This window comes from Porphyrobacter sp. MBR-155, from assembly GCF_040547625.1.
Taxonomy (GTDB): Bacteria; Pseudomonadota; Alphaproteobacteria; order Sphingomonadales; family Sphingomonadaceae; genus Erythrobacter.
In genome coordinates this window covers 128187-151524 of the sequence record NZ_JBEPQB010000005.1, presented here as the reverse complement: position 1 = coordinate 151524, position 23338 = coordinate 128187, and the positions used below count along the sequence as shown (strand labels likewise).

General features: G+C 62.2%; 17 protein-coding genes. 8 read left to right on the top strand and 9 right to left on the bottom strand.

Annotation, left to right across the window (positions count from 1 at the left end):
* Nucleotides 1–235 precede the first annotated feature (235 nt).
* The 3 genes from lepA to ABIE62_RS07120 all read right to left on the bottom strand — a co-directional run bounded on the left by lepA (nt 236) and on the right by ABIE62_RS07120 (nt 7192).
* Nucleotides 236–2053 carry a translation elongation factor 4 gene (lepA, locus tag ABIE62_RS07130; RefSeq protein ID WP_354324755.1) on the bottom strand — a complete coding sequence of 606 codons (1818 nt, stop codon included), beginning with the start codon at nt 2051–2053 and terminating at the stop codon, nt 236–238.
* Nucleotides 2054–2135: 82 nt separating this feature from the next.
* Entirely contained in the window at nt 2136–4214 is a 2079-nt protein-coding gene (locus tag ABIE62_RS07125) for a putative bifunctional diguanylate cyclase/phosphodiesterase (RefSeq protein ID WP_354324753.1), read from the bottom strand.
* Between the two features lie 191 nt (nt 4215–4405).
* Nucleotides 4406–7192, bottom strand: a complete 2787-nt coding sequence (locus tag ABIE62_RS07120; protein ID WP_354324751.1) for an EAL domain-containing protein — start codon at nt 7190–7192, stop codon at nt 4406–4408.
* 196 nt (nt 7193–7388) lie between these two features.
* Here ABIE62_RS07120 and ABIE62_RS07115 point away from each other — a divergent pair, with 196 nt between their 5' ends.
* The 3 genes from ABIE62_RS07115 to ABIE62_RS07105 all read left to right on the top strand — a co-directional run bounded on the left by ABIE62_RS07115 (nt 7389) and on the right by ABIE62_RS07105 (nt 11908).
* Entirely contained in the window at nt 7389–9086 is a 1698-nt protein-coding gene (locus ABIE62_RS07115) for a PHA/PHB synthase family protein (protein ID WP_354324749.1), read from the top strand.
* Nucleotides 9087–9216: 130 nt separating this feature from the next.
* Entirely contained in the window at nt 9217–10080 is an 864-nt protein-coding gene (locus ABIE62_RS07110; protein WP_354324747.1) for an alpha/beta fold hydrolase, read from the top strand.
* 61 nt (nt 10081–10141) lie between these two features.
* Nucleotides 10142–11908, top strand: coding sequence for an N-acyl-D-amino-acid deacylase family protein (locus tag ABIE62_RS07105; protein ID WP_354324745.1), 1767 nt, complete (start codon nt 10142–10144; stop codon nt 11906–11908).
* A gap of 12 nt (nt 11909–11920) precedes the next feature.
* Here the strand turns inward: ABIE62_RS07105 and ABIE62_RS07100 are convergent, their stop codons facing one another.
* The 6 genes from ABIE62_RS07100 to plsY all read right to left on the bottom strand — a co-directional run bounded on the left by ABIE62_RS07100 (nt 11921) and on the right by plsY (nt 18720).
* The gene (locus ABIE62_RS07100) at nt 11921–13003 is read right to left on the bottom strand and encodes a DUF2855 family protein (protein WP_354324743.1); all 1083 of its coding nucleotides are present in this window, start codon (nt 13001–13003) and stop codon (nt 11921–11923) included.
* A 242-nt stretch (nt 13004–13245) separates the two neighbouring features.
* The gene (locus ABIE62_RS07095; RefSeq protein WP_354324741.1) at nt 13246–13866 is read right to left on the bottom strand and encodes a response regulator; all 621 of its coding nucleotides are present in this window, start codon (nt 13864–13866) and stop codon (nt 13246–13248) included.
* Nucleotides 13863–14165: a hypothetical protein gene (locus ABIE62_RS07090; RefSeq protein ID WP_354324739.1), complete on the bottom strand. Its 303-nt coding sequence runs from the start codon at nt 14163–14165 to the stop codon at nt 13863–13865. The genes ABIE62_RS07095 and ABIE62_RS07090 overlap by 4 nt, the downstream gene beginning before the upstream one ends.
* A gap of 96 nt (nt 14166–14261) precedes the next feature.
* The gene (gene topA / locus ABIE62_RS07085; protein ID WP_354324738.1) at nt 14262–16850 is read right to left on the bottom strand and encodes a type I DNA topoisomerase; all 2589 of its coding nucleotides are present in this window, start codon (nt 16848–16850) and stop codon (nt 14262–14264) included.
* Nucleotides 16851–16937: 87 nt separating this feature from the next.
* Entirely contained in the window at nt 16938–18059 is a 1122-nt protein-coding gene (dprA, locus tag ABIE62_RS07080) for a DNA-processing protein DprA (protein WP_354324736.1), read from the bottom strand.
* 76 nt (nt 18060–18135) lie between these two features.
* Nucleotides 18136–18720, bottom strand: a complete 585-nt coding sequence (gene plsY / locus ABIE62_RS07075) for a glycerol-3-phosphate 1-O-acyltransferase PlsY (RefSeq protein ID WP_354324734.1) — start codon at nt 18718–18720, stop codon at nt 18136–18138.
* 116 nt (nt 18721–18836) lie between these two features.
* Here plsY and murI point away from each other — a divergent pair, with 116 nt between their 5' ends.
* The 5 genes from murI (at nt 18837) to ABIE62_RS07050 (ending at nt 23056) form a co-directional block, all read left to right on the top strand.
* Nucleotides 18837–19628 (top strand): glutamate racemase, encoded by a 792-nt coding sequence (murI, locus tag ABIE62_RS07070; RefSeq protein WP_354324732.1) that lies wholly within the window; start codon nt 18837–18839, stop codon nt 19626–19628.
* A gap of 174 nt (nt 19629–19802) precedes the next feature.
* Nucleotides 19803–21023, top strand: coding sequence for a 5-aminolevulinate synthase (gene hemA, locus ABIE62_RS07065; protein ID WP_354324973.1), 1221 nt, complete (start codon nt 19803–19805; stop codon nt 21021–21023).
* An 84-nt stretch (nt 21024–21107) separates the two neighbouring features.
* Nucleotides 21108–21800 carry a nitroreductase gene (locus ABIE62_RS07060; RefSeq protein ID WP_354324731.1) on the top strand — a complete coding sequence of 231 codons (693 nt, stop codon included), beginning with the start codon at nt 21108–21110 and terminating at the stop codon, nt 21798–21800.
* A gap of 114 nt (nt 21801–21914) precedes the next feature.
* Nucleotides 21915–22517 (top strand): cytochrome b/b6 domain-containing protein, encoded by a 603-nt coding sequence (locus tag ABIE62_RS07055; protein WP_354324730.1) that lies wholly within the window; start codon nt 21915–21917, stop codon nt 22515–22517.
* On the top strand, nt 22514–23056 hold the full coding sequence (locus tag ABIE62_RS07050; protein ID WP_354324728.1) for a helix-turn-helix transcriptional regulator: 543 nt from the start codon (nt 22514–22516) through the stop codon (nt 23054–23056). Before ABIE62_RS07055 ends, ABIE62_RS07050 begins: the two co-directional genes overlap by 4 nt.
* Nucleotides 23057–23338 lie beyond the last annotated feature (282 nt).

Here is a 23338-nt window from a genome sequence, read left to right as displayed (position 1 = left end):
CACTCTTTAAAAAACCGTTCGTGCTGAGCTTGTCGAAACACTGCACTTTCTTTGAACCGAGGAAAGAAGTGAAGGACAGCCCTTCGACAAGCTCAGGGCGAACGAGACGTGGGGTTACTCCTCCCCCATCCGCAGCGCAGCAATAAACGCCTCCTGCGGAATGCTCACATTCCCCCCGGCCTTCGCCGGGGCAGGCCGCCGTTCGGGCGCTCCCGCATCCTCAGAATGAGAGAGATCACTCTTCACCCATACGTAGAGCGGCAATGAAGGCTTCCTGCGGGATTGAGACGTTTCCATACTCCCTCATTCTCGCCTTGCCCTTCTTCTGCTTGTCGAGCAGCTTCTTCTTGCGCGAGATGTCGCCGCCGTAACACTTGGCGGTCACGTCCTTGCGCATGGCGGCGATGGTTTCGCGGGCGATTACCTTGCCGCCGATCGCCGCCTGAATCGGGATTTTGAACAGGTGGCGCGGGATCAGGTCTTTCAGGCGTTCGCACATCCCGCGGCCGCGTTCTTCCGCCACGTGGCGGTGGACGATCAGCGATAGCGCGTCGACCGGCTCTCCATTGACGAGGATGTTCATCTTCACCAGATCGCCTTCACGCGTGCCGATCTGTTCGTAATCGAAGGAGGCATAGCCTCGCGAAATTGATTTCAGCCTATCGTAAAAGTCAAAAACCACTTCGTTGAGCGGCAATTCATACGTCACCTGCGCGCGGCCACCGACATAGGTGAGTTCGGTCTGGATGCCGCGCCGATCCTGACACAATTTCAGGATGCTGCCGAGGTATTCGTCGGGCGTGTAGATCACCGCCTTGATCCACGGTTCCTCGATCACGTCGATGCGGTTCACGTCCGGCCAATCGGCGGGGTTGTGAATGTCGATGGTCTTGGCATCCTCGGTCTTGGTATGGCCAAGGTGGATGCGATAGACCACCGATGGCGCGGTGGTGATGAGGTCGAGGTCGTATTCGCGGGTCAGGCGTTCCTGAATGATTTCAAGGTGCAACAGCCCGAGGAACCCGCAGCGGAAACCGAAACCGAGCGCGGCGCTGCTTTCCATCTCGAAAGAGAAACTCGCATCGTTCAGCCGAAGTTTGGCGATGCTCTCGCGCAGTTTTTCAAAGTCCGCCGCGTCCACCGGGAACAGCCCGCAGAACACCACCGGCTGCACTTCCTTGTAGCCGGGCAGCGGGGTGTCCGATCCGTTTTTGACCGTGGTGATGGTGTCGCCGACGCGGGCCTGCTCCACCTCCTTGATCTGCGCGGTGATGAAGCCGATTTCGCCGGGGCCGAGTTCATTCAGGTCGGTGCGCTTGGGGGTGAAGCAGCCCACGCGGTCAACCAGATGCTGCGTGCCGCCCTGCATGAAGCGGATGTTGAGGCCCTTGGTCAGCTTGCCGTCGATCACCCGCACCAGGATGACCACGCCGAGGTAGGGGTCATACCAGGAATCGATCAGGCTGGCGGTGAGCGGGGCGTCAATCTTGCCCTTGGGCGGGGGGATGCGGGTGACGACGGCTTCGAGCACGTCTTCGATCCCGATGCCCGATTTGGCGCTGGTGAGCACCGCGTCGGATGCATCAAGCCCGATGATCTCCTCGATCTCGGCCTTGACCTTTTCGGGGTCGGCGGCGGGCAGATCGATCTTGTTGATGACGCAGACGATCTCGTGGTCGTGTTCAATCGACTGGTAAACATTGGCGAGGGTTTGCGCCTCGACGCCCTGCGCGGCGTCAACGACCAGCAGCGCGCCTTCGCACGCGGCGAGGCTGCGTGATACTTCGTAGGCGAAATCGACGTGGCCGGGCGTGTCCATCAGGTTGAGCTGATAGGTGTCCCCATCCTTGGCGGTGTAGTTGAGCCGCACGGTCTGGGCCTTGATGGTGATCCCGCGCTCTTTTTCAATGTCCATGTTATCAAGCACTTGCTCGGACATTTCACGCGCAGTCAACCCGCCGGTGAACTGGATCAGCCGGTCAGCCAGGGTGGATTTGCCGTGGTCAATATGGGCGATTATCGAAAAATTGCGGATTTTGGAGAGGTCGGTCATCGCCCGCGACTTAGCGCCGGGTCAAACAGATGTCATTCGAGAAAAACGCAACACCTTGCGCCTCAGGCCGGGCGCCCCGATGCTAGCCCAGATCGGCGCGGGGCGGCATGGCGTAACCGAACTTGGGAATTGCTCCGCTTTGTTCGATCCCGTGAAAGTTGCCGGGGCCAAGCGCCGCGAGCGGCGAACCGGCGGCGGCGATTGCATAGGGTGACACCCGGTTGCGCGTGCACAGCCCGCCCGCCCCATCTTCGATCAGCGATTGTTCGAACTCCAGCCCCTGAACATCGCCATTGCTGCGGATAACAGTCGCCACCGCCAACTGCCCGCCGCCCAGATCGACAACGAATTGCGTTCCTTTCGGCACGTCCGCCAACCCCTGGATCAAGGCCCCAGTCTTGGACAGGTTGCGCAGAGTCACTTCGTAGGCGTAATCATCATGGATGACTTGAATCTTGCGGAACACCGTTCGCCGCCGCGCGCGGCGGGAGCGGTCGGCACCGGGCACGATCTTCCACGTGCCCCCGGCCATTTCCTCTTCGATGGTATCGTAATCGACCGGTTCGCTGAAGATCGGCCCGCCAAGATAGCGAACCCCGCAATCCTTGAGCGATTCGAGCAAGACCGCGCTTTCGATGCCGTTGGCGATGGTATCCATCTGTAGCGCCCCGGCCAAAGCGACGATGGCGCGCACCAGTCCCAGCTCGCGATTATCGTCCCGCCCGGCTTCGGCCACCAGTTTTTCATCGATCTTGATCGAATCAAATGGCGCCCGGCGCAGGTAAGCAAGCGAGGAATAGCCGCTGCCAAATTCATCGAGGGTCAGGCGCACGCCCAATTTGAACAGCGCGGCGAGCGCGTGATCGACGATGTTGGCATCGCCAAAGAACACCGCTTCGCTGATTTCAAGCTCAAGGCGAGCAGGAGCAATGCCTGCTGCGTTCACAGCCTGCGCCACGTGTTCAACGAAATCGTCGGCAAGAAAAAGCGACACCGGCACATCGACTGCCACCCACACGCTTTCAGGCCATAGCGCGGCGCGCTGGCACGCCTCGGCGACGGCCCAGCGGCCGACATCGCCGGCCAGGCTCGAACCTTCGACGATTTGGGCAAACTCCTCCTCGTCGATGATCCCGCGCTCGTCATGATCCCAGCACACATGGGCTTCGAGCGCGCAGACCGATTGCGAGGCTGCGTCGACAATCGGTTCGAACCGCAGAAACAATTGTTCCTCGCTCAGTGCAGTCCCAAGGTTCTGCTCGAGCCGCCTGCGGAAGATCGTTTCGTTTTCAAGCTCGCCAGAGAAAAAGCGATATTGCGCGCGCCCGCCGTTCTTAGCGGCATAAAGCGCAAGGTCGGCGGAACGCACGACCTCTTCCCGGGTGACACCATCATGCGGCGCAATCGCAATCCCGACCGATGCGCCGATGACGCAGCGCCCTTCTTCGAGGCTGTAGGGCTGGCGCACCATGGTAATGATCTTCATCGCCAGATCGCCCAGCACGCCGCGATCGTCGATATCGGGCAGCATGACCTGAAATTCGTCGCCGCCCAACCGGCCAATCTCGCATTCGCGATCAATCGCCCGCCCAAGCCGTGCGGCGACCTGTTTGAGCAGTTCGTCACCCGCCGCGTGGCCAAGCGTGTCGTTAACCTGCTTGAAGCGATCGAGGTCGATCATCATCACCGCGCAATTGCGGCGCGCAGCCTTGAACGCGGTTAGCGTCGCATCGATATGCTGCGCCATGCGGTAGCGATTGCTAAGGCCGGTGAGCGTGTCAAACCGCGTCAGGCGTTCGGTTTCCGCCTCGCGGTGATATTCATCGGTAATGTCCGCGCCGGTGCCACGAAATCCGGCAAACTGCCCGTCCGGCGTAAACAGGGGGTGCCCCGCCAGCCGCAGCACAGCGCCGCCCTGACGCCGCACGGCGTGCACTGCCATTCCGGAAAACGCCTTGTGTGCGGCCAGCATCAGCGGCAACGACTTGCCGCGCCCTTCCCGGTCTGCGGCTGTAAAAATCGAAACCAGCGGCTGACCCAGCAACTCGTTGAGAGGCAGTTCCAGCCGGGATGCAATCGCACTTGAAAGATAGGTCAGTTGGCCGCTGGCATCGCTTGCCCAGAACCAGCCAAGCCCGGATTGTTCAAGTTCATCGAGCATAGCCAAACGATCGCCATCGGACAGAGCCGAGGCGACCGGAGCACGCAGCAAACGCGATGCTGCACTGTTGCGCAAAGACAAGAGACCCTTGAGGGACATCTCGTGCAAGACCTCCAAACATCGAATGCGACAACCATGCGTGGCCGCCAGTCGTCATTCGGCAGAGGTAAACCCCGATGGTTATTTTTATCCTAATTTGCTTGCTTAAAGATTGCCCCTCTGCGCCGCGAACCCGTGGCTTGCGTGACACTTGGCAAATGGTCGGCGGATGGGGTGCCTTTACCATGCGAGGGGCCGAGCGCCTCAAACGAGCCATCGGCGCGGCGTTTGAGCGGTTCGTGGAATTCCACCCCGGCGCGGCTTTCGCGCGCCCAGCGAACTTTGCCGGCAACCATTTGGCCCGGGCAAAATGCGATCTGCACCTCGCATCCCTCCGGCACATTCCACAGGCCATCGATCATCGCGCCGCTTTCGGCAATATTGCGCAGCGTCGCATCGTGCCGAACGCCATTTTCCAGCACCACGACACGGCGCAGCAGGTTCTGACGAGGGGCGCGCGCTGATTGCGGGCCATCTGGCTGAACGGTGAGGTTGCCCGACGCCAGCACGGCCGCATCGTCAGCAGTCATCGGCTTGAAATAGATATGCCCCTGCACGTGGCTGCAACCCAGCAGCCGCACCAGTTCCAGTTCGTCAAGCGTCTCCACCCCTTCAGCGGTGGTTTCCATGTGCAGCGCCTCAGCCAGACTCGTGATCGAGGCGATGATCGCGCCGTTGCGGCTGTCTTGATCGGTCGCACCTTGCACAAAGCTACGATCGATCTTGATCTTGTCGAACGGCGCTTTCTTGAGATAGCCGAGCGATGAATAGCCGGTGCCGAAATCATCGAGCGCCAGCCGCACCCCGACGCGCTTCAACGCCGCGAACATCGCATCGGTTCCAGCGTTGTCGTTCAGAAACACGCTCTCGGTAATTTCAAGTTCAAGCCGCGATGGCGCAACCCCGCTATGCGCCAGGGCATTGGCAACGATGGTGGGCAATTCCGGGTTGGCAAATTGCAACGCCGAAATATTGACGGCGCAGCGGATCGGGCTGGGCCAGCGCGCAAGATCGGCGCAGGCGGTGCGCAGCGCCCATTGTCCCAGCCGATCGATCAGGCCCGCATCTTCGGCAATCGGCACGAACTTGGCGGGTGAAAGCCAGCCACGCGTGGGGTGGTTCCATCGCATCAGCGCCTCAAACCCGACAATCTTCTCGGTCGCGGCGCAGACCACGGGCTGGTAATGCAGGTCAAGCTCGCCGCGAACCATCGCGTCGCGCAGATCCTGTTCCAGCTCGGCGCGTTCTTCGGCTGCGGCGTGGAGATTTTCGGCAAAGAACCGGAACACACCGCGCCCCGCGTCCTTTGCGGAATAGAGCGCCAGATCGACATTGCGGATCAGTTCTTCGCTGGTCGAACCATGCTCGGGCGCGAGCGCAATCCCGACCGATGCGCCGATCACCACGCTTTGCCCCAGAACCGCATAGGGTTGCGACAGCGCAGCGATAATCTCGCGCGCGATATGGCCAAGTGTGGTGCGATCCTGCTGGCCGGGCACGATGACCTCGAATTCATCCCCACCCAGCCGGCCGCACCGTCCCGCGCCATCAATCACCCGTTCGAGCCGCTGCGCCACCTGTTTCAGCAAGGCATCGCCCGCCGGATGGCCGAGCGTATCGTTGACCTGTTTGAAGCGGTCAAGATCAAGCATCAGCACGGCGCAGGCCCGTTCACGCGCGCTCGGCGCGGCAAGGATCTGTTCAAGCACCTGGCTCATCTGCACCCGGTTTGCGAGCCCGGTCAGCGAATCAAAATGGGCCAATCGCGAAACTTGCTGTTCGCTGCGACGCTGTTCCGTAAGATCGGTGCCGTGGCCGCGAAAGCCGCAGAAATTCTTGTAGGAATCATATACCGGCCGCCCAGTCAGCGCCCACCAGCGTTCTTCGTTATCGGTCGCGGCGCGCAGTTCGACATCACGGAAAGCGGAACGCGCCGACAGGTGAAAGGAAAGCGTGCGCGCGGCATCATGTGTTCCGGCGCCGGAATGGAAAATCTCGCTCAACGGAAGCCCGCACAGCGCGTCGGCAGTCTTTCCCAGAGCCAGCGCGGCCCTGGGCGAAATATAGGTGATCAGACCGCGCCGGTCGATTTCCCAGAACCAGCCCTGCCCCGTCTCCTCAAAGCTGCGCAAGATATCCTCGGCCCGCGCGGCGACACGTTCACGCGCCTCACGCTCCAGCCTATTCCGCTCGGAAACTGCCCATTGGAACCGCGCGATCAACGCCAATGCGATTGCCGCACCGGTCAGGGCAGCAAATGTCAAAGCGCCGGGGGCAATGACAGCAAACCCCGCCCAACTGGCAATCTTGGCGAAAAACAGCGACGTGATGCGCGCCTTGAACAACAAGGCCGAAGCCGCGTTGATGCACAGCAGCGTTGCCGCCGCCCATTGCCACGGCAGGCCCTCGCCTACCCACGACGCCAAGGCATAGCCCGCGCAGGCCATTGGCAGCACAATTGCCGCCAGAACAACCAGCATACACGCAGCGTGCGATCCCTCGGCCTTGCGCTCAATCGCGGCAAACAGCGGCCCGCAGGCGATCATGGCCACGGATACCAGTGCCGCTGCGCCCGTCGTTGCCGATGGCAAACCCTGCGCCACGCCAGCCGCGACCGCAAACGCTGATAGCAGACACACGGCCATGCCGCCGGACTGAAGTGGCAGGTTGAACAGGCGACGCTCCGCAGGCAATGTAATCGCGCGGGTCAGCCCATCGAGTTGTTCGGTGCGATTGCGATCAAACCCGCGTCGTTCGCTGCGTCCGCGCAGGTTAACCTCAATCGGCTCATTGGTTAAAACATCGCGGATTCCCGGCGCTCCGCCGGAGGGAACAGGGTCGACAGATTCGACTTTTCGATTGAGCTCCCCGACCATCATCGAGAATCTGCCCAAAACCTTTGAGAGAAGCGTTAATCGCAAAGGTAAACATTTTGTGGACGCGAACGAATCTGATCAGTCATCACCGCCTGCGCGCGCTTGCAACTTGGCGCGGCTCGCGCCATTCTGCTGAAAATGGCTCCGTTAACCGATGGCACGCCAGGCCAGCGGGCGGAAGCCAGACACGGGGGAACCTATGGCACGCAGCGAAGTGAAGCTCGAAAACGAAGCAGCCCAGTCCACCAATGCGCTTGGCCCGCTGATCGGTGTGGCGCGCGAGGATTTCGTCAGCGCGGTTGCGCTGCTGCTGCGCGAAACCGCATCCGATCCAACCCGGTTGATCCGCCACTCTACCGCGATGGCTCAGGACATGGTCAAGATTCTGACCGGCAAGAGCGAACTGGCGCCCGATCCCAAAGACAAACGGTTCATGGACCCGGCCTGGGCCTACAACCCGTTTTTCCGCGCCGGGGCGCAATATTACCTTGCGGTGCAAAAAGGAATGCGGGGCTGGCTGGACGAACTGGAACTGGATGAACTGGAACGCAACCGTGCCAACTTCATCGCCAACATCATCCTTGATGGCCTGTCGCCCACCAACACCCTGGCCGGCAACCCGACCGCGCAGAAACGGGTGATCGATTCAGGCGGCCTGTCGCTCATCAAGGGGTTACAGAACGCCTATCACGACATCGTCCACAACAAGGGCATGGTCAGCCAAGTCGACAAGCGCCCGTTCAAGCTGGGCGAGAATGTCGCAACGTCCAAAGGCGCGGTCGTGCTGCGCACCGAAATGATGGAGCTGGTCCACTACGCGCCCACCACCGACGAAGTGTATGAAATCCCGCAGCTGACCATCCCGCCGCAGATCAACAAGATGTATATCAACGACCTCAGCCCCGATAAGTCGGTGGTGAAATGGCAGGTCGATAACGGCATCCAGACCTTCGTCATATCATGGCGCAACCCGACCAAGGAGCAGGGCCGCTGGGGCATGGCGGATTACGTCCATTCCTGCCGCGAAGCGATGGAGGCGGTCGCAGCGATTACGGGCGCGAAGAAGGTCAATGTTTCGGCCGGGTGTTCGGGCGGACAGACCGCCGCGATGGTGGCGAGCAAGCTGGCCGCCGAAAAGTCCGACCTGCTCGGCACGCTGACGCTGATGGTGTGCGTGCTGCACCCGAAGGCAACCGACATCGAAGCCGGGTCGCTGGTCAGCGAAAACGGCATGAAACTCGCCCGCCAGCGCGCCAGCAAGGCCGGTGTGATCAAAGCCGATGATCTGGCGCGCGGCTTTGCATGGCTGCGCCCCAACGACCTGATCTGGAACTACGTCATCAACAACTACCTGCTCGGCGCCGATCCGCCAGCATTCGACGTGCTGTTCTGGAATGCGGATGCCACCAACCTTTCCGCCAGCCTGATGGGCGATTTCCTCACCGTGTACGAAACCCTCGCCTTCACCAAGAAAGGCGAGGTCGAGATGGTCGATCACAAGATCGATCTCAGCAAGGTGACATCCGATCTGTTCATCCTTGGCGGGGTGACCGATCATATCACCCCGTGGAAGGCGACCTATCGTTCGACCCAGCTGTTCGGATCGAAGGATGTGACCTACGTACTCAGCCAATCAGGGCATATGCAGGCGATCCTCAACCCGCCGACCAATCCCAAGGCCAAGTATTTCGTGCAGGCGAAAAAGGGCAAGCTGCCCGCCACCGCGGATGAATGGCTGCAAGGCACCGAAGAGGTCAAAGGCAGCTGGTGGCCGCTGTGGATGGAATGGGTGCAGGCGCGCTCGGGCAAGAAAAAGCCCGCACCCACCGAACTGGGCAACAAAGCCTATGCCCCAACCGATCCGGCACCGGGACTCTACGTCCGCGAAGAAGTCTGATATTGCGGTGCAGCGCAAATGCTGCCTAACGGGCAGCACAGGCGCGAAATTATTATCGGCTCGCTCGTTCAAGGATTGACGAACGCGCCTGACCCGCGCCGCAGCAGGCGCACAGAAAGGACTGGTTTTCGTGGCCAATGCAATGGACGGCGCTGTCGTCACAATGGAACAGGTTGGCGGCCGGACGCTACGGGTTGCGGCATGGCGGCTGGATATGCCGTCGGACCATCTGCCAGTTCTGTTCTTCAACGGCATCGGCGCGAATATCGAAGCGGTCGCCCCGCTCGCCGCAGCCATGCCCGAACGCGGCTTCATCATGTTCGATATGCCGGGCACGGGCGAATCGCCCGATCCGCTGATCCCCTACAACCCCTTCACCATGAGCTGGACGGCGGCGCAGCTGCTGGGGCGCTATGGGCTTGATCAGGTTGATGTGATGGGCGTTTCATGGGGCGGCGCGCTGGCGCAGCACTTTGCGCTCCAGCACCCCGGCCGCACCCGGCGGCTGACGCTGATTGCGACCACGCCGGGAATGCTGATGGTGCCGGGCAACCCCGCCGCCTTCACCAAAATGGCCGATCCGCGCCGCTATATTGATCCCGAATTCATGAATGAACACTTCGCCACGCTGTATGGCGGGGTCGACAAGGACGGGGCGGAACACCAGAAAGACAGCCATATCGGCCGGTTAAAGCCCCCTTCCCCGCGCGGGTATATGTATCAGCTGATGTGTATGCTCGGCTGGACCAGCCTGCCCGCCCTGCCCTTCATGTCCAAGGAAACGCTGATCATGATGGGCGAGGACGATCAGATAGTGCCCGTCATCAACGGCAAGATTTTGAAAGCGATGATCCCCAAATCGCGGCTGGTGACATTCGCGGGCGGCGGGCATCTGTTCCTGCTGACCCACGCCGATGAAAGCGTCGCCGCGATCCGTGCATTCCTGAATGAACCTCACACGGAAAAGGAAGCGCGGCGGATGGCTGCGGCATAATCCCGCCGCTGGACAGCACGCCCGCTTTGCGACATTCTCCCGCGCAAACGGGAGAGAGAATATGGCGCAATTTGATCTGATCATCCGCGGCGGCACCATCGTTGATGGCAGCGGCGCACCGGGCTTTGTCGGCGATGTTGCCGTGAAAGACGGGCTGATCGCTGCGGTCGGGCAGATCGCGGGCAGCGCCGATCAGGAAATCGACGCGACCGGCAAGATCGTCACCCCCGGTTTTGTCGATATTCACACCCATTATGATGGGCAGGCGACCTGGGACCAAGAAATGGCCCCGTCAAGCTGGCACGGGGTGACAACCGTGGTGATGGGCAATTGCGGAGTCGGCTTTGCCCCCGCCAAGCCTGACCGCCACGAATGGCTGATCAGCCTGATGGAAGGGGTGGAGGACATTCCCGGCACCGCGCTGGCCGAAGGGATGACGTGGGATTGGGAAACCTTCCCCGAATATCTCGATGCCTTGGAAAAGCTCCCCCGCACGGTCGATATCGGCACCCACGTGCCCCACGGCGCGGTGCGCGCCTATGTGTTGGGGGAACGCGAACAGCCGGGCGCCGTGCCCACGGCCGACGACATCGCCGCCATGTCAGCCATTGTCGAAGAAGGCGTGCGCGCCGGTGCGCTCGGCTTTTCCACGTCGCGCACGGTGCTGCACAAATCGGTTGATGGCGAGCTTGTCCCCGGCACCACTGCTACGCCCGAAGAACTGATCGCGATCGGCAAGGCGATGGGACGCGCTACCGCAGCAGGTGGCCACGCGGTGTTCGAAATGGCGAGCGACCTGAAACGCGAATGGAACGAGTTCGAATGGATGGGCAAGCTCAGCCGCGAGGCCAGGATCCCCGTCACCTTCGCCGCGCTGCAATCGATCGCCAAGGAAATCCCGCTCGACGAACAAATCGCGCTGATGCGCGCCGAAAACGACAATGGTGCCAATATCGTCGCCCAGATCGCGCTGCGCGGGAACGGCATCATCATGGCGTGGCAGGGCACGGTGAACCCCTTTGCCTTCCGCCCAAGCTGGCAGGAAATCAAGGAATTGCCGTGGGAAGCGCAGAAGGCGAAACTGCTCGATCCCGCGTTCAAGGCGCGGTTGCTCGCTGAACCGAATGATTACTCCGCCGCGCCGCAGGATATCCTTGGCGTGGTGATGGTCATCTCCCAAGGCTGGGCGCTGCAATATGAAATGGACCCCGATTTCGATTACGAGCCGCAGGCCGATGCCAGCATCAACGCCCGCGCCGCTGCCGCCGGGGTTGATCCGCAGGAATATGCCTATGACCTGTTGTGTCGTGATGACGGCAAGGGCTTCATTTACCTGCCAATCCTGAACTACGCCGATGGCAATCTCGATTTTCTTGTGCCCCTCCAGCACGCCGATGACACGGTCAATTCGCTGTCCGATGGCGGCGCGCATTGCGGGACGATCTGCGATGCGGCCTCGCCCACCTTCATGCTCGAACATTGGGTGAAAAGCCGCAAGCGGGGGGCAAGGATCGGTCTGGAACAGGCAATCAAGCGCCAATGCCGCGATACGGCGCTGCTTTACGGGCTGGAGGATCGCGGGGTCATCGCGCCGGGCTATCTTGCCGATCTCAACGTGATCGACATGGATCGGTTGAAGCTCGGCAAGCCGTGGCTGGCATTTGATCTGCCCGCTGGCGGAAAGCGGCTGCTGCAAAAGGCCGATGGCTATGTCTGCACCATCAAGAACGGCATGGTGACGTTCCGCGATGGTGCGTGGACGGGCGCGACCCCCGGCGGGTTGATCCGTGGGCCGCAGCAGGTGGAACTGGCCGAAGCGGCGGAGTGATCCGCCGCTAATCTAAGGCTCGATCACGATCCCCTTGGCCGGGTCGACCTTGCCCGCCAGCATTTCGAGGAACACCGCGCGCGCCGCTTCGAGGCCCTTGTGGCGCTCAATCGCGATGCTACCGTCCGCTGCCGCAAGAAATTCGCGCCACGCCGATGCGACCAACTTGCCACCTTCCTCGGCCCCGTGCGCCTTGAAAAAGGCAACCGCGTGATCGGGCGCGAAAAACAGCGCGGGCTTTGGCCCCGGTAACGGCGCGCCGCCGCCCAGAGTGGATCGGGCCTCAACATGGGTCGCGCCGACCAGCGCGGAATGGGCGAGGTTTTCGCCAAAGTGTCGGTGCAACCGCGCCAGCAGATCGGCATTGCCGGCAAAATCAACGCTGACCGTGGATGCACGCGGCAGGCTTTCAAGGTCATCATAGGCGACCACCTGATCGTAAAGCCCGCTCGCCGCGACAAATGCAACATTGCCGTTCGATGTCAGCCCGATGCGCCGCACCCCCGGCGATAATTGCCGCGCCACGCTAGCCAGCCCCATCGCGGTTTTGGACGACGCGCTGGTAACGAGCAACTGCTGCGCCCCGAACCACCCTTGCGCCCGCAGGAAATATTCGATCAGGAACCCGGTACGGAACAACGGGCCAAAGATCATGCGCTCGCCTTCGTGCGCCGGATCATGTTCGGGATCAGCCGCAAGCCGCGTATAGCTGTTGTAAACCGGGCTCATCGGCTGGCGATAATCGGTTGTGTCGAGAAAGCCGCCCGCGCTCACCCTGCCCGGCAATACATCAAGGTGGCTGGCCATCGGCAGGTAGCCATAGACCCGCTCACCCAGCGTAAAATCGGGATGGCGGCTTTCGATCACCCGCGCATGGCCCCACATCGGAACAATGCCGAACCCATCGGGTGCGGGGAAGAAATCCCAGTATTTGAACCCGTCACCCACCACGGCATAGGTGATGTTGTTGGCGGTGACCGAGAAACTTTCGACCGCCAGCCGAACCGCGCCTTCAGCAAGGGGTGCGAAGGGCAGTTCGGCTAACACGGCGTCGCTCAGCGCGGATTTGCGGACGTGGACTTGGGTGGTGGTCATTGGTTTTCTCCTAAGCCCAGCCTGCATTTTATTGTTCAAAATTACAAATGTCGCGGCTTGCCGATTGTTGGAAACCGCTAACCCCGATGCGGCATTGATGGGAGTTCACGGATTGCCGCGTCCCCCGGATCAAGCCCGGTGTCTTCGCAATGGCGATGGTTCGTTATCCCGGCGCAGCTAGATAGGTCGGCTGTTTTCCGCACTGGGCCCCGGCCTGCGCCGGGGTGACGAATGGTGATGAGTTACCCCCGCGCCAGCTTTTCAAGCTTGGCCTTCAGCGCGGCCTCGTCGAACGGCTTGACGATGTAATCGTCGGCCCCTGCGGCGATGCCATCATGAATGTCCTTGGCCTCGCCGTTCGATGTGCAGAACACCACCACCGGTTCCTTGGGCGTGGGGATGGCGCGGAGTTTCTCCACGAACTCGATCCCGTCCATTTCCGGCATGTTCCAATCGGTCAGCACCAGATCGGGCATCGATTTCTTGCAGCGCGCCAATGCTTCTTCGCCGTTTTCCGCCTCGATCGGAACATAGCCGAGGCTAAGCGCGATTTTGGAGGAAACCTTGCGAATCACGCGGCTGTCATCGACGATCAGACAGGTTTTGGCCGTTGCGGCTGGCGCGGCGGAGCCCGCATAGCGATCGCGCATCGCCTTGGCCGCAGCGACGATTGAATCGGTGTCGTCAGCGCCCGCCATCGGCGCGGTGGGTGCGCGGGATTGCATTTCGTCATGCTGCGCGGCGACCGGGGCGGCTTCCCGCGCGGCCTCGCCCTGTGCCAGCTTTTCAGCCAGCGTCTTGCCTTCGATGCCGGTGCGGCGGTTGGGGCCGGAATTGCGCTTGATCAGATTTTGCACGTTCATCGCCCCCCGCCCAGCGTCGCGAACCCGGCTTCATGGCCACGCGCGGCGAAATCATCGGAGTAGGGATCTTCTTCGTCGAGCGTGCCGACACCCTCGCCCGGGGTCATGCGGATATGCAGGTAAGGCATCCACACATCGCCGAACTCGGCCTTCTGATACCACACGTCGAGCACATCGTAGCTCGCCCACATTCCGTCGGGCGCGCGCAGGCGGATGCCCTCACCGATACGCGGCACCGCAGCAAAGCGGATGCGATCCTGCGTCTGGTGGGTTTCGTTCTGGACTTCGATTTCTATCACGGTGCGGTCCCTGGTCCTGGGACTCGGTGATAGGTCGCAAAGCTTTATGATTTACCAACGCGGCGCGAAAGGCAGTGATGGCCGCCCGCGCCCGCATCAATCCGTCGCCGGAGCCGCTTTCTTTTTGGCAGGGGCTTTCTTTTTTGCAGGCGTTTTCTTCGCGGCGGGCTTTTTGGCGGCAGCCTTTTTCGGGGCGGCTTTTTTCCTGCCCTTTTTGGCTGGCGGGCCTTTGGCAATGCGCGCGTCGATAAGGGCGATGGCGGCGTCAATCGTCACATCTTCGGGCTTTGTGTCTTTGGGAATCGTGGCGTTGGTGGTGCCGTCGGTGACATAGGGGCCATAGCGACCCGGCATCACCTTGATCTCGCCCCCGCTGGTGGGATGCGCGCCAAGTGTGGCGATGGGTTCGGACGCAGCGCGGGTGCCTGCGCCCCGGTTGGCGGCCTGTGCCAACAGATCAACCGCGCGGTTCATACCGACTTCGAACACCTCGCGGGTATTGGTCAGCTTTCCGTATTTGCCATCGTGGCGGAGATAGGGGCCATAACGCCCGATATTGGCTTCGATTTCCTTGCCGGTGTCAGGGTGCGCGCCGACAATGCGCGGCAGGTCGAGCAGTTTGACTGCCCAATCGAGGTCGAAATCGTCGAGATCCTTGGGGATGCTGGCGCGTTTGGCGTCCTTGCCCTCACCCATCTGAACGTAAGGGCCGAAGCGTCCGGTCTTGCGATGAATATCTTCGCCGGTTTCGGGGTGCTGGCCCATCACGCCATCATCCGCGCCGTCCGCGCCCTCGCCGCCCGGCTGAGCAAAGCGGCGGGTAAACTTGCATTCGGGGTAGTTCACACAGGCCACAAACGCGCCGAACTTGCCACCGCGCAAGGACAGGCGGCCATTGGCGCGGCCTTCGCTGGCGCAAAGCGGGCAGGCGCGCGGGTCGCTGCCGTCTTCGCTCGGGGGGAACAGGAAGTCTGAGAGGTATTCGTCCAATGCCTCGGTCACTTCCGAGGGCAGCTTCTCCATCACCTCGTCGGCCTTGGGCTTGAAATCCTTCCAGAACCGCGCGAGCACCGCCTTGTAATCCTCGCGCCCATCGGAAACGATGTCGAGTTCATCCTCCATGCCGGCGGTGAAATCATAGGCGACATAGGTGGGGAAGAACCGTTCGAGAAAGGCGGTCAGCAAGCGGCCGGATTCTTCGGCGAAGAAGCGGTTCTTCTCCATCCGCACATAGGCCCGGTCGCGCAGGGTCTGGATGGTCGAGGCATAGGTCGATGGCCGCCCGATGCCGAGTTCTTCGAGGCGTTTGACCAGCGACGCTTCGGAAAAGCGCGGCGGCGGCTGGGTGAAATGCTGGGTCGCATCGACGGCGCGCTTGGCCGGGCAATCGCCCGATTTCATCACGGGAAGCAGGCTGCCGTCCTCGTCATCGCTATCGTCGAAACTTTCCTGATAAACCGCAAGGAAGCCGGGGAAGCGCACCACCTGCCCGGTGGCGCGCAACTCGTGCTGCCCGGTCGCATCGCGGAAGGTGACGGTGGTGCGTTCCAACTGCGCGGTCGCCATCTGGCTCGCCATCGCGCGTTTGAAGATCAGGTCATACAGCTTGCCCTCGTCACCGCTCGCAGCGCGTTCGCGGGTGAAATCGGTCGGGCGGATCGCCTCGTGCGCTTCCTGCGCGTTCTTTGCCTTGGTGCTGTAGAAACGCGGCTTTTCGGGGCGGTAATCTTCGCTGAAACGCGCGGCGATGGCATCGCGCGCGGCCATAATCGCGCTCATATCCATCTGCACGCCGTCGGTCCGCATATAGGTGATCGCGCCCGCTTCATACAGCGATTGCGCCAGCCGCATGGTGTGCTGCGCCGAGAAACCCAGCTTGCGCGCAGCCTCCTGTTGCAGCGTCGAAGTGGTGAACGGCGGCGCGGGATTGCGTTTGAGCGGCTTGGTTTCGACGCCTTCGACGGTGAAGCGCCCTGCTTCAACCGCGGCCTTAGCTTCCATGGCAATGCCGGATGCGCCGAGGCTCAGCTTCTCCAGCTTCTCTCCGCGGAACTTGACGAGGCGGGCATCAAACTCGGTGCCATCGTGCATCATCCGTGCAACGACGCTCCAGTATTCATCCGCACGAAATGCCTCGATCTCGCGCTCACGCTCGACGATCAGGCGCAGCGCGACCGATTGCACCCGGCCCGCGCTTTTCGCGCCGGGCAGCTTGCGCCACAGCACCGGCGAGAGGGTAAAGCCGAACAGGTAATCGAGCGCGCGGCGGGCGAGATAAGCGTCAATCAACGGCTGATCGAGCTCGCGCGGTTTCGCCATCGCTTCGGTCACGGCGGTTTTGGTGATCGCGTTAAAGGTGACGCGGTCAACCAGCGACGGCACGCTTTTGCGCTTCTTCAGCAGCTCCAGAACGTGCCAGCTGATCGCCTCGCCCTCGCGATCAGGGTCAGTCGCCAGCACAAGCCGGCTTGCGCCCTTGGCCGCATCGGCGATTTCCTTGAACCGGCTCTGCTTGTCGCGGTAAAGTTCCCACTCCATCGCGAAATCGGCGTCCGGATTTACGCTGCCATCCTTGGGCGGCAGATCGCGGACGTGGCCGTAGGAGGCGAGAACCTTGAAGTCCTTGCCCAGATATTTCTCGATAGTCTTCGCCTTGGCGGGCGATTCAACGATGACAAGCTGCATGATAGTGCCGAGGTGTCCCTTACGTGTGTACGCGCGAGGGTGGAGCGCGGCCTCATACGGCGTCAAGCGGGTTGTGCAAGAGGGAGCTTACCCCGCCCGCCGCACCAGCCCGCCCGCTTCGCGCGCCAGATCGCCCGTCAGTTCGAGTTCGAGCAGCGCCATGTGCACCGCCGCCGCGCCGCTGCCCGATTGGCGGATCAGCTCGTCAACGCTGACCGGCGCGTTGGAAAGCAGCGCGGCGATGGCGTCGGTGCTGGCCGCATCCCACGCGGCCTCAGCCAGTTCGGCATAGTCGAAATCCGCTGCGCCTTCACTCACCCGAAAGCGGGATCGCGGCGCGCCGGTGAAGCTTTGGAGCAGTTCCACCACCTCATCGGGCGTCTGCACCAGCACTGCGCCTTCGCGGATCAACTGGTTGCACCCCAGCGCGCGCGCATCGAGCGGGGAGCCGGGGATCGCCATCACCTCACGCCCCGCCTCACCCGCCAGCCGCGCTGTAATGAGGCTGCCCGATTGCGGCGCGGCCTCGATCACCAGCGTGCCGGATGCGAGGCCAGCGATGATGCGGTTGCGCGAAGGGAAATGCCGCCCGCGTGGCTCGGTGCCGGGGGGTTGTTCGGCGATCAGCAGCGCCTCTGCCGCGATGCGTTCCTGCAAGGCTTCGTGCTGCGGCGGATAGGCGATGTCGATCCCGCTGGCGATCACCCCGATGGTGGCGCGAGTGTGGTGGCCCAGCGCGCCTTCGTGCGCCGCGCCGTCGATACCGCGAGCGAGGCCGGAGACGACGGTGAACCCCGCCTCCGCCAAGGCCGCACCAAAATCACGCGCCAGCTTCACCGCTGCCGCGCTGGCATTGCGCGCCCCGACCAACGCAACGCAAGGCTGCGATGCGAGTGCCAGCTTTCCCCGGCAGGTGAGGATCGGCGGAGCAGAATCGAGTTCGGCCAGCAAAGCAGGATAATCGCTCTGATCGTGGAACAGGTAACGCGCACCCGCCTTGCGCACCGCCGCCACCTCACGCTCGATGCTGTCGGCAGGTGCAGGGCGATACGGCCCGCGCCCCCTGCTGGCGAGATCGGGCAAGGCATCCAGCGCCGCTGCCGCTTTGCCGAACCGCGCGATCAATTGGCGATAGCTGACCGGGCCGATATTGGGCGAACGCAGCAGGCGAATCCGCGCAAAGGCTTCGGTTTGGGTCAATTCAACCATCTGCGATTCCCCGCGCAGGCGGGGACCTCCTTCGAGTTCACGCAAAGTCGCAGGAGGTTCCCGCCTTCGCGGGAATTCACGGCGTTTTCTTCCCCACCCGCGGCTCCTCACCGCGCATCAACCGTCCGATATTGGCGCGGTGCTGCACCAGCACGATGGCGGCGATCGCCAGCAGCGGGACGATGACCTGCGGATAGCCCAGTGCCCACGCCGCAACCGGCGCGGCAATCACCGTCACCATCGACGATACCGAGGATATCCGGCTGAGATACAGCGTCGCGGCCCAGATCGCGGCGCAGGCCAGCATTGCGGGCCACGCCAGCGCCAGCAACGCGCCCGCCGCGCTGGCGAACCCCTTGCCGCCCTTGAACGCCAGCCACGGGGTGAAGCAATGCCCCGCCACCGCCGCGACAGCTGCGATACCTTCCGTCCCCGGCCAGAAATGCCCCGCCACCAACACCGGCACCGCCGCCTTGGCCGCGTCCAGCAGCACGGTTGCCGCTGCCAGCCCCTTGTTCCCGGTGCGCAGCACATTGGTCGCGCCGATGCTGCCGCTGCCGATATTGCGCACATCGCCAAGCCCCGCTGCGCGGGTCAGGATCAGGCCAAACGGGACGGAGCCAAGCGCAAAGCCCAGCAAAGCGGCGAAAAACAATTCCATAAGTCCTCATCCCGCTCATGCCGAGCTTGTCGAAGCATCGTATTTTCTTCTAATGCTGCGATAGTAGCAAGAACGACCCTTCGACAAGCTCAGGGTGAACGGTAATAAGGATTTTCGTGCCATCCTCCCCCATCCTGCTGTTCGATTCCGGTGTTGGCGGACTGTCGGTTTATGATGCCTTGCGCAAAGTCCTGCCCCACGCCCCGGTGATTTACGCCGCTGATCTGGCCGGCCTGCCCTATGGCACCAAGACCGAGGCGCAGATTGCCGCGCGGGTTTCTGGCCTGCTGGGGCGGATGGCGGAACGATACCAGCCGCGCCTCGCCTGTATTGCCTGCAACACCGCCAGCACCATCGCGCTGGGCATGGTGCGCGATGTGCTGGAGATTCCGGTGGTGGGCACGGTGCCCGCGATCAAGCCCGCCGCTGCGCTCACCAAAACCGGCACCATCGGCCTGATCGGCACTGACGCGACCATCCGCCAGGCCTATGTCGATGATCTGGAGGCACGGTTTGGCAATGGCACGCGGTTGCTGCGCATCGCCGCCCCCGGCCTGGTCGCTGCGGCTGAAGCGAAACTGCGCGGGCACGGTGTCGATCCGGCATTGATCGCGGACATTCGCGCGCGGCTTGCGGCGATGCCCGGCGGCGATAGGATCGATACGTTGGTGCTCGCCTGCACGCACTTTCCGCTACTGGCCGATGAACTCGCTGCCGCGTTTGGCGACCAAGTGGCACAGGTTGACGGCGCGCAGGGCATCGCGCGGCGCATCGCAGACCTGCTTAAAGGACAGGATTTCGCCGCGAGCGGCCCCAATCGCTTTATCACCACCGGGCCGCTCTCAGGCGCAGCCGGGCTGGAGGCCGCGCTCACGGCACGCGGGTTCGGCGCTGCGGAGGCGTTCTGAACACCGCCGATTCCCTTGCGAAACGCTCGCAAAGATCGTGGTGGCAAAACCGATTACCCTGACCTAAAAACCCGCGAAACATTTACTCCACTTGTGGGTTATGAACGCAAACGTTCGGAACAATGGGCGGGACGGATCATCCATCCGCACCGCCCGCAACACAAAGAGCCGCGTGTGAATTACGATCAGATTTTCGACCAGGCGATTGACCGCTTGCACGAAGAAGGCCGCTACCGGGTCTTTATCGACATCATGCGGAACAAGGGCGCCTATCCCAACGCGCGCTGTTTCCACGGGCACAACGGGCCGAAACCGATCACGGTGTGGTGTTCCAACGACTATCTGTGCATGGGCCAGCACGAAAAGGTGATCGCCGCGATGGAAACCGCGCTGCACGATGTTGGCGCAGGGTCGGGCGGCACCCGCAATATCGGCGGCAACACCCATCTGCATATCGAGCTGGAACGCGAACTGGCCGACCTGCACGGCAAGGACGGCGCGCTGCTTTTCACCTCGGGCTATGTCTCGAACGATGCGACGCTGTCCACGCTGGCGCGGTTGCTGCCGGGCTGCGTGATTTTCTCGGACGAGCTGAACCACGCCAGCATGATCGCAGGGATCCGCAATTCGGGCTGCGAGAAACGGGTATTCCGGCACAATGATGTCACGCATCTGGAAATGCTGCTCGCCGCCGAAGACCCTGACACGCCCAAACTGATCGCGTTTGAAAGCGTTTATTCGATGGATGGCGATGTCGCCCCGATCCACGCGATCTGCGATCTGGCGGATAAATACAACGCGCTCACCTATATCGATGAAGTTCACGCGGTCGGGATGTATGGGCCGCGCGGCGGCGGGATTTCCGAACGTGATAACGCCGCGCACCGGATCGACATTATCGAAGGCACGCTGGGCAAGGCGTTCGGGGTGATGGGCGGCTATATCGCGGCGAGCACCAAGGTGATCGACTGCATCCGCTCCTATGCGCCGGGCTTCATCTTCACCACCTCGCTATCGCCTGTGCTGGTGGCGGGCGTGCTGGCATCGGTGCGGCACCTGAAAGAGAGCAACGTCGAGCGCAACGCGCAGATGCGCGCCGCCGCGATGCTCAAGCTGAAATTCGCCGAGGCTGGCCTGCCGGTGATGGATTCTGTCACCCATATCGTCCCGCTGATGGTGGGCGATCCGGTGCGCGCCAAAAAGATCAGCGATATCCTGCTGGCCGAATACGGCGTCTATGTGCAGCCGATCAACTTCCCCACCGTGCCGCGCGGCACCGAACGCCTGCGCTTCACACCCGGGCCGCATCACAGCGAGCCGATGATGGACGAGTTGACGAGCGCGCTGGTGGAAATCTGGGACAGGCTGGAGCTGGAACTGGCCGAGGCGGCGTAATCCCGCCCGCGCCGTGCCGTAACGTCCTTTGACGCGCCGCGCGGCTGGGCTAGGCACTCTCCCGATCAGATTCGGGAGAATATAGTGAGCGGGACGCCAGATCAGACTTACGCCGAGGTCGTTCTCGGCCGCCGCAGCATTCGCGGCTATCTCGACAAGCCGGTGCCGCGCGCGCTGATCGAGGAAGTGCTTGCCCTCGCGATGCGCTCGCCATCGTCAATGAACACCCAGCCGTGGCATTTCCATGTCATCACCGGCGAGCCATTGGGCCGCATCCGGCGCGGCAATACCGAACGGATTTTGGCGGGCGAGCCCGACAGCCGCGAATTTCGCCGGGGGGAGCCATTCGCAGGCGTCCACCGCGACCGGCAGGTTGAGGTTGCCAAGCAATTGTTCGGCGCAATGGGGATTGAACGCGATGATAAACCCGCCCGGCAGGACTGGGTGCTGCGCGGCTTCCGCCAGTTCGACGCGCCGGTCTGCGTGATCGTCACCTACGACCGCGAATTGTCCGGCAGCGATGATACCGCGTTTGATTGCGGCGCGGTAACAACCGCGCTGGTCAACGCGGCGTGGAGCCGGGGTCTGGGCTGCGTGATCAACAGCCAGGGCATCATGCAAAGCCCGGTCGTGCGCGAACACGCGGGCATCCCCGACGATCAGGTAATCATGAAAGCCGTCGCAATGGGCTGGCCCGACCCGGATTTCCCCGCCAACGCCGTCGTGTCCTTGCGCAAAAGCGTTGACGAAGCCGCGCGGTTTGTGGGGTTTGACTGATCGCTCTGGCGGCATAAGCACCTGCTTATTGGCACCATCTAAGCGCCGCTCCAATGGAAGCGGGCGCGGGTAGCGTTCAGGTTTCCTTTGCAACCGACTGCAAAGGAACCTGTGATGACCGTACACACCCCGACCCGCCGCTGGGATCCGCTGGTAAAAATCACCCACTGGGGCGTGGCTGCGGTGGTGGTGGTCAATGCGCTGATCGTTGGCGAAGGTTCGATCGCGCATATCTATGCCGGCTATATTCTGGCGGCGTTGCTGGGCCTGCGCATCTTATGGGGCTTTATCGGCCCATACGCCGCGCGGTTCAGTTCGTTCACGCCCAACCCGGCCAAGGCATTTGAGCATATTGGTGACATCAGGGCGGGCCGCCACGAAATCCACAAATCGCATAACCCGTTGGGGGCGTTGATGGCCTATGCGCTGTGGGCCTGCCTTGCGGTGATTATCGCCAGCGGTATCGGCATGGCCGGAGCGCCGCCTGCCATCGACGCATCAGTCAGCCCTGCCGATTTCGTTTCGGATGAATACCGCGAAGCCGCCGACAGCAGCAAAGGCGAGGAAAGCGCGGCCACAGAATTGTTCGAAGAAGTGCATGAAGTTGCCGTCAACCTTCTCTATCTGCTCATTGCGCTGCATATTGGCGGCGTGGCCTTCGAAACCGTGCGCAGTGGCAAGCGCACGCTCACCGCGATGCTGCCAGGAGGAAAGTGACCAGCACCCTCAAACCAACCCCGCAACGCGGCGACCACCGGATCGCGGTGGTTGGCGCGATCGTGGTGGTTCAGGCGATTGCGGCTGTGTTCTTCATTGCCGACGCAGCGGTTGATATCGCGTCGGAAGAATGGGGTCTGCACATCCTTGCCGAAGTGCTGATCGCGCTGGCCTTATTGGCCGGGGTGGCATTGGGGGCGTGGCAAACCCGGCGGATGATCGAGATCGCACAGCGCAACGAACAGGCCCTGCAGGTTGCGCGCGGCGCAGTCGCCGAGATCATGGCCAGCCGGTTTTACGCATGGCGTCTGAGCGAAGCCGAAACCGAAGTCGCTCTGTTTGCGCTCAAAGGCTTCGAGACAACCGAAATCGCCGAACTGCGGCAAGTTGCCGAAGGGACAGTAAGGGCGCAGTTGACGTCAATCTACGCCAAGGCGGGGGTCTCATCCCGCCATGCGCTTTCCAGCCTGTTTCTCGAAGACCTGATCGAAGTGTCCGCGAGCAAAGGCGGCCCGCCAAAATGCAGGGATGCAGATTAACCCCAAGGTTCGATGCGCCTGACTCATCGACCCTTCGTTAAGTCCGTGCGGCATTCGAGCATGTCCAGCGCGTGATGTGTCAACATCTCGGCGCGCTGGTGTTACGCGGGCTTACCGCATGATCGCTGGCTTCGCACGCGGGTTGCGCCGCGCATCGCCTGTTTCTGGATGGCGGCAGGGATCGATGAGTTTCTCGACCGTGTCGAGGCTGAAGGTTCGCTCGCCTTCGCGGAAACAGGCCGCGGTGATCGCTGCCGGGGCGACCGCGAGCGTGCGACGTAT

Excerpts from the sequence above, each read along its gene's own strand:
- ABIE62_RS07115 (WP_354324749.1), top strand. The coding sequence starts at position 7,389 with ATGGCACGCAGCGAAGTGAAGCTCGAAAACGAAGCAGCCCAGTCCACC.
- ABIE62_RS07095 (WP_354324741.1), bottom strand. The coding sequence starts at position 13,866 with ATGAACGTGCAAAATCTGATCAAGCGCAATTCCGGCCCCAACCGCCGC.
- ABIE62_RS07055 (WP_354324730.1), top strand. The coding sequence starts at position 21,915 with ATGACCGTACACACCCCGACCCGCCGCTGGGATCCGCTGGTAAAAATC.
- ABIE62_RS07120 (WP_354324751.1), bottom strand. The coding sequence starts at position 7,192 with ATGATGGTCGGGGAGCTCAATCGAAAAGTCGAATCTGTCGACCCTGTT.
- plsY (WP_354324734.1), bottom strand. The coding sequence starts at position 18,720 with ATGGAATTGTTTTTCGCCGCTTTGCTGGGCTTTGCGCTTGGCTCCGTC.
- ABIE62_RS07100 (WP_354324743.1), bottom strand. The coding sequence starts at position 13,003 with ATGACCACCACCCAAGTCCACGTCCGCAAATCCGCGCTGAGCGACGCC.
- ABIE62_RS07105 (WP_354324745.1), top strand. The coding sequence starts at position 10,142 with ATGGCGCAATTTGATCTGATCATCCGCGGCGGCACCATCGTTGATGGC.
- dprA (WP_354324736.1), bottom strand. The coding sequence starts at position 18,059 with ATGGTTGAATTGACCCAAACCGAAGCCTTTGCGCGGATTCGCCTGCTG.
- topA (WP_354324738.1), bottom strand. The coding sequence starts at position 16,850 with ATGCAGCTTGTCATCGTTGAATCGCCCGCCAAGGCGAAGACTATCGAG.
- ABIE62_RS07125 (WP_354324753.1), bottom strand. The coding sequence starts at position 4,214 with ATGCTCGATGAACTTGAACAATCCGGGCTTGGCTGGTTCTGGGCAAGC.
- lepA (WP_354324755.1), bottom strand. The coding sequence starts at position 2,053 with ATGACCGACCTCTCCAAAATCCGCAATTTTTCGATAATCGCCCATATT.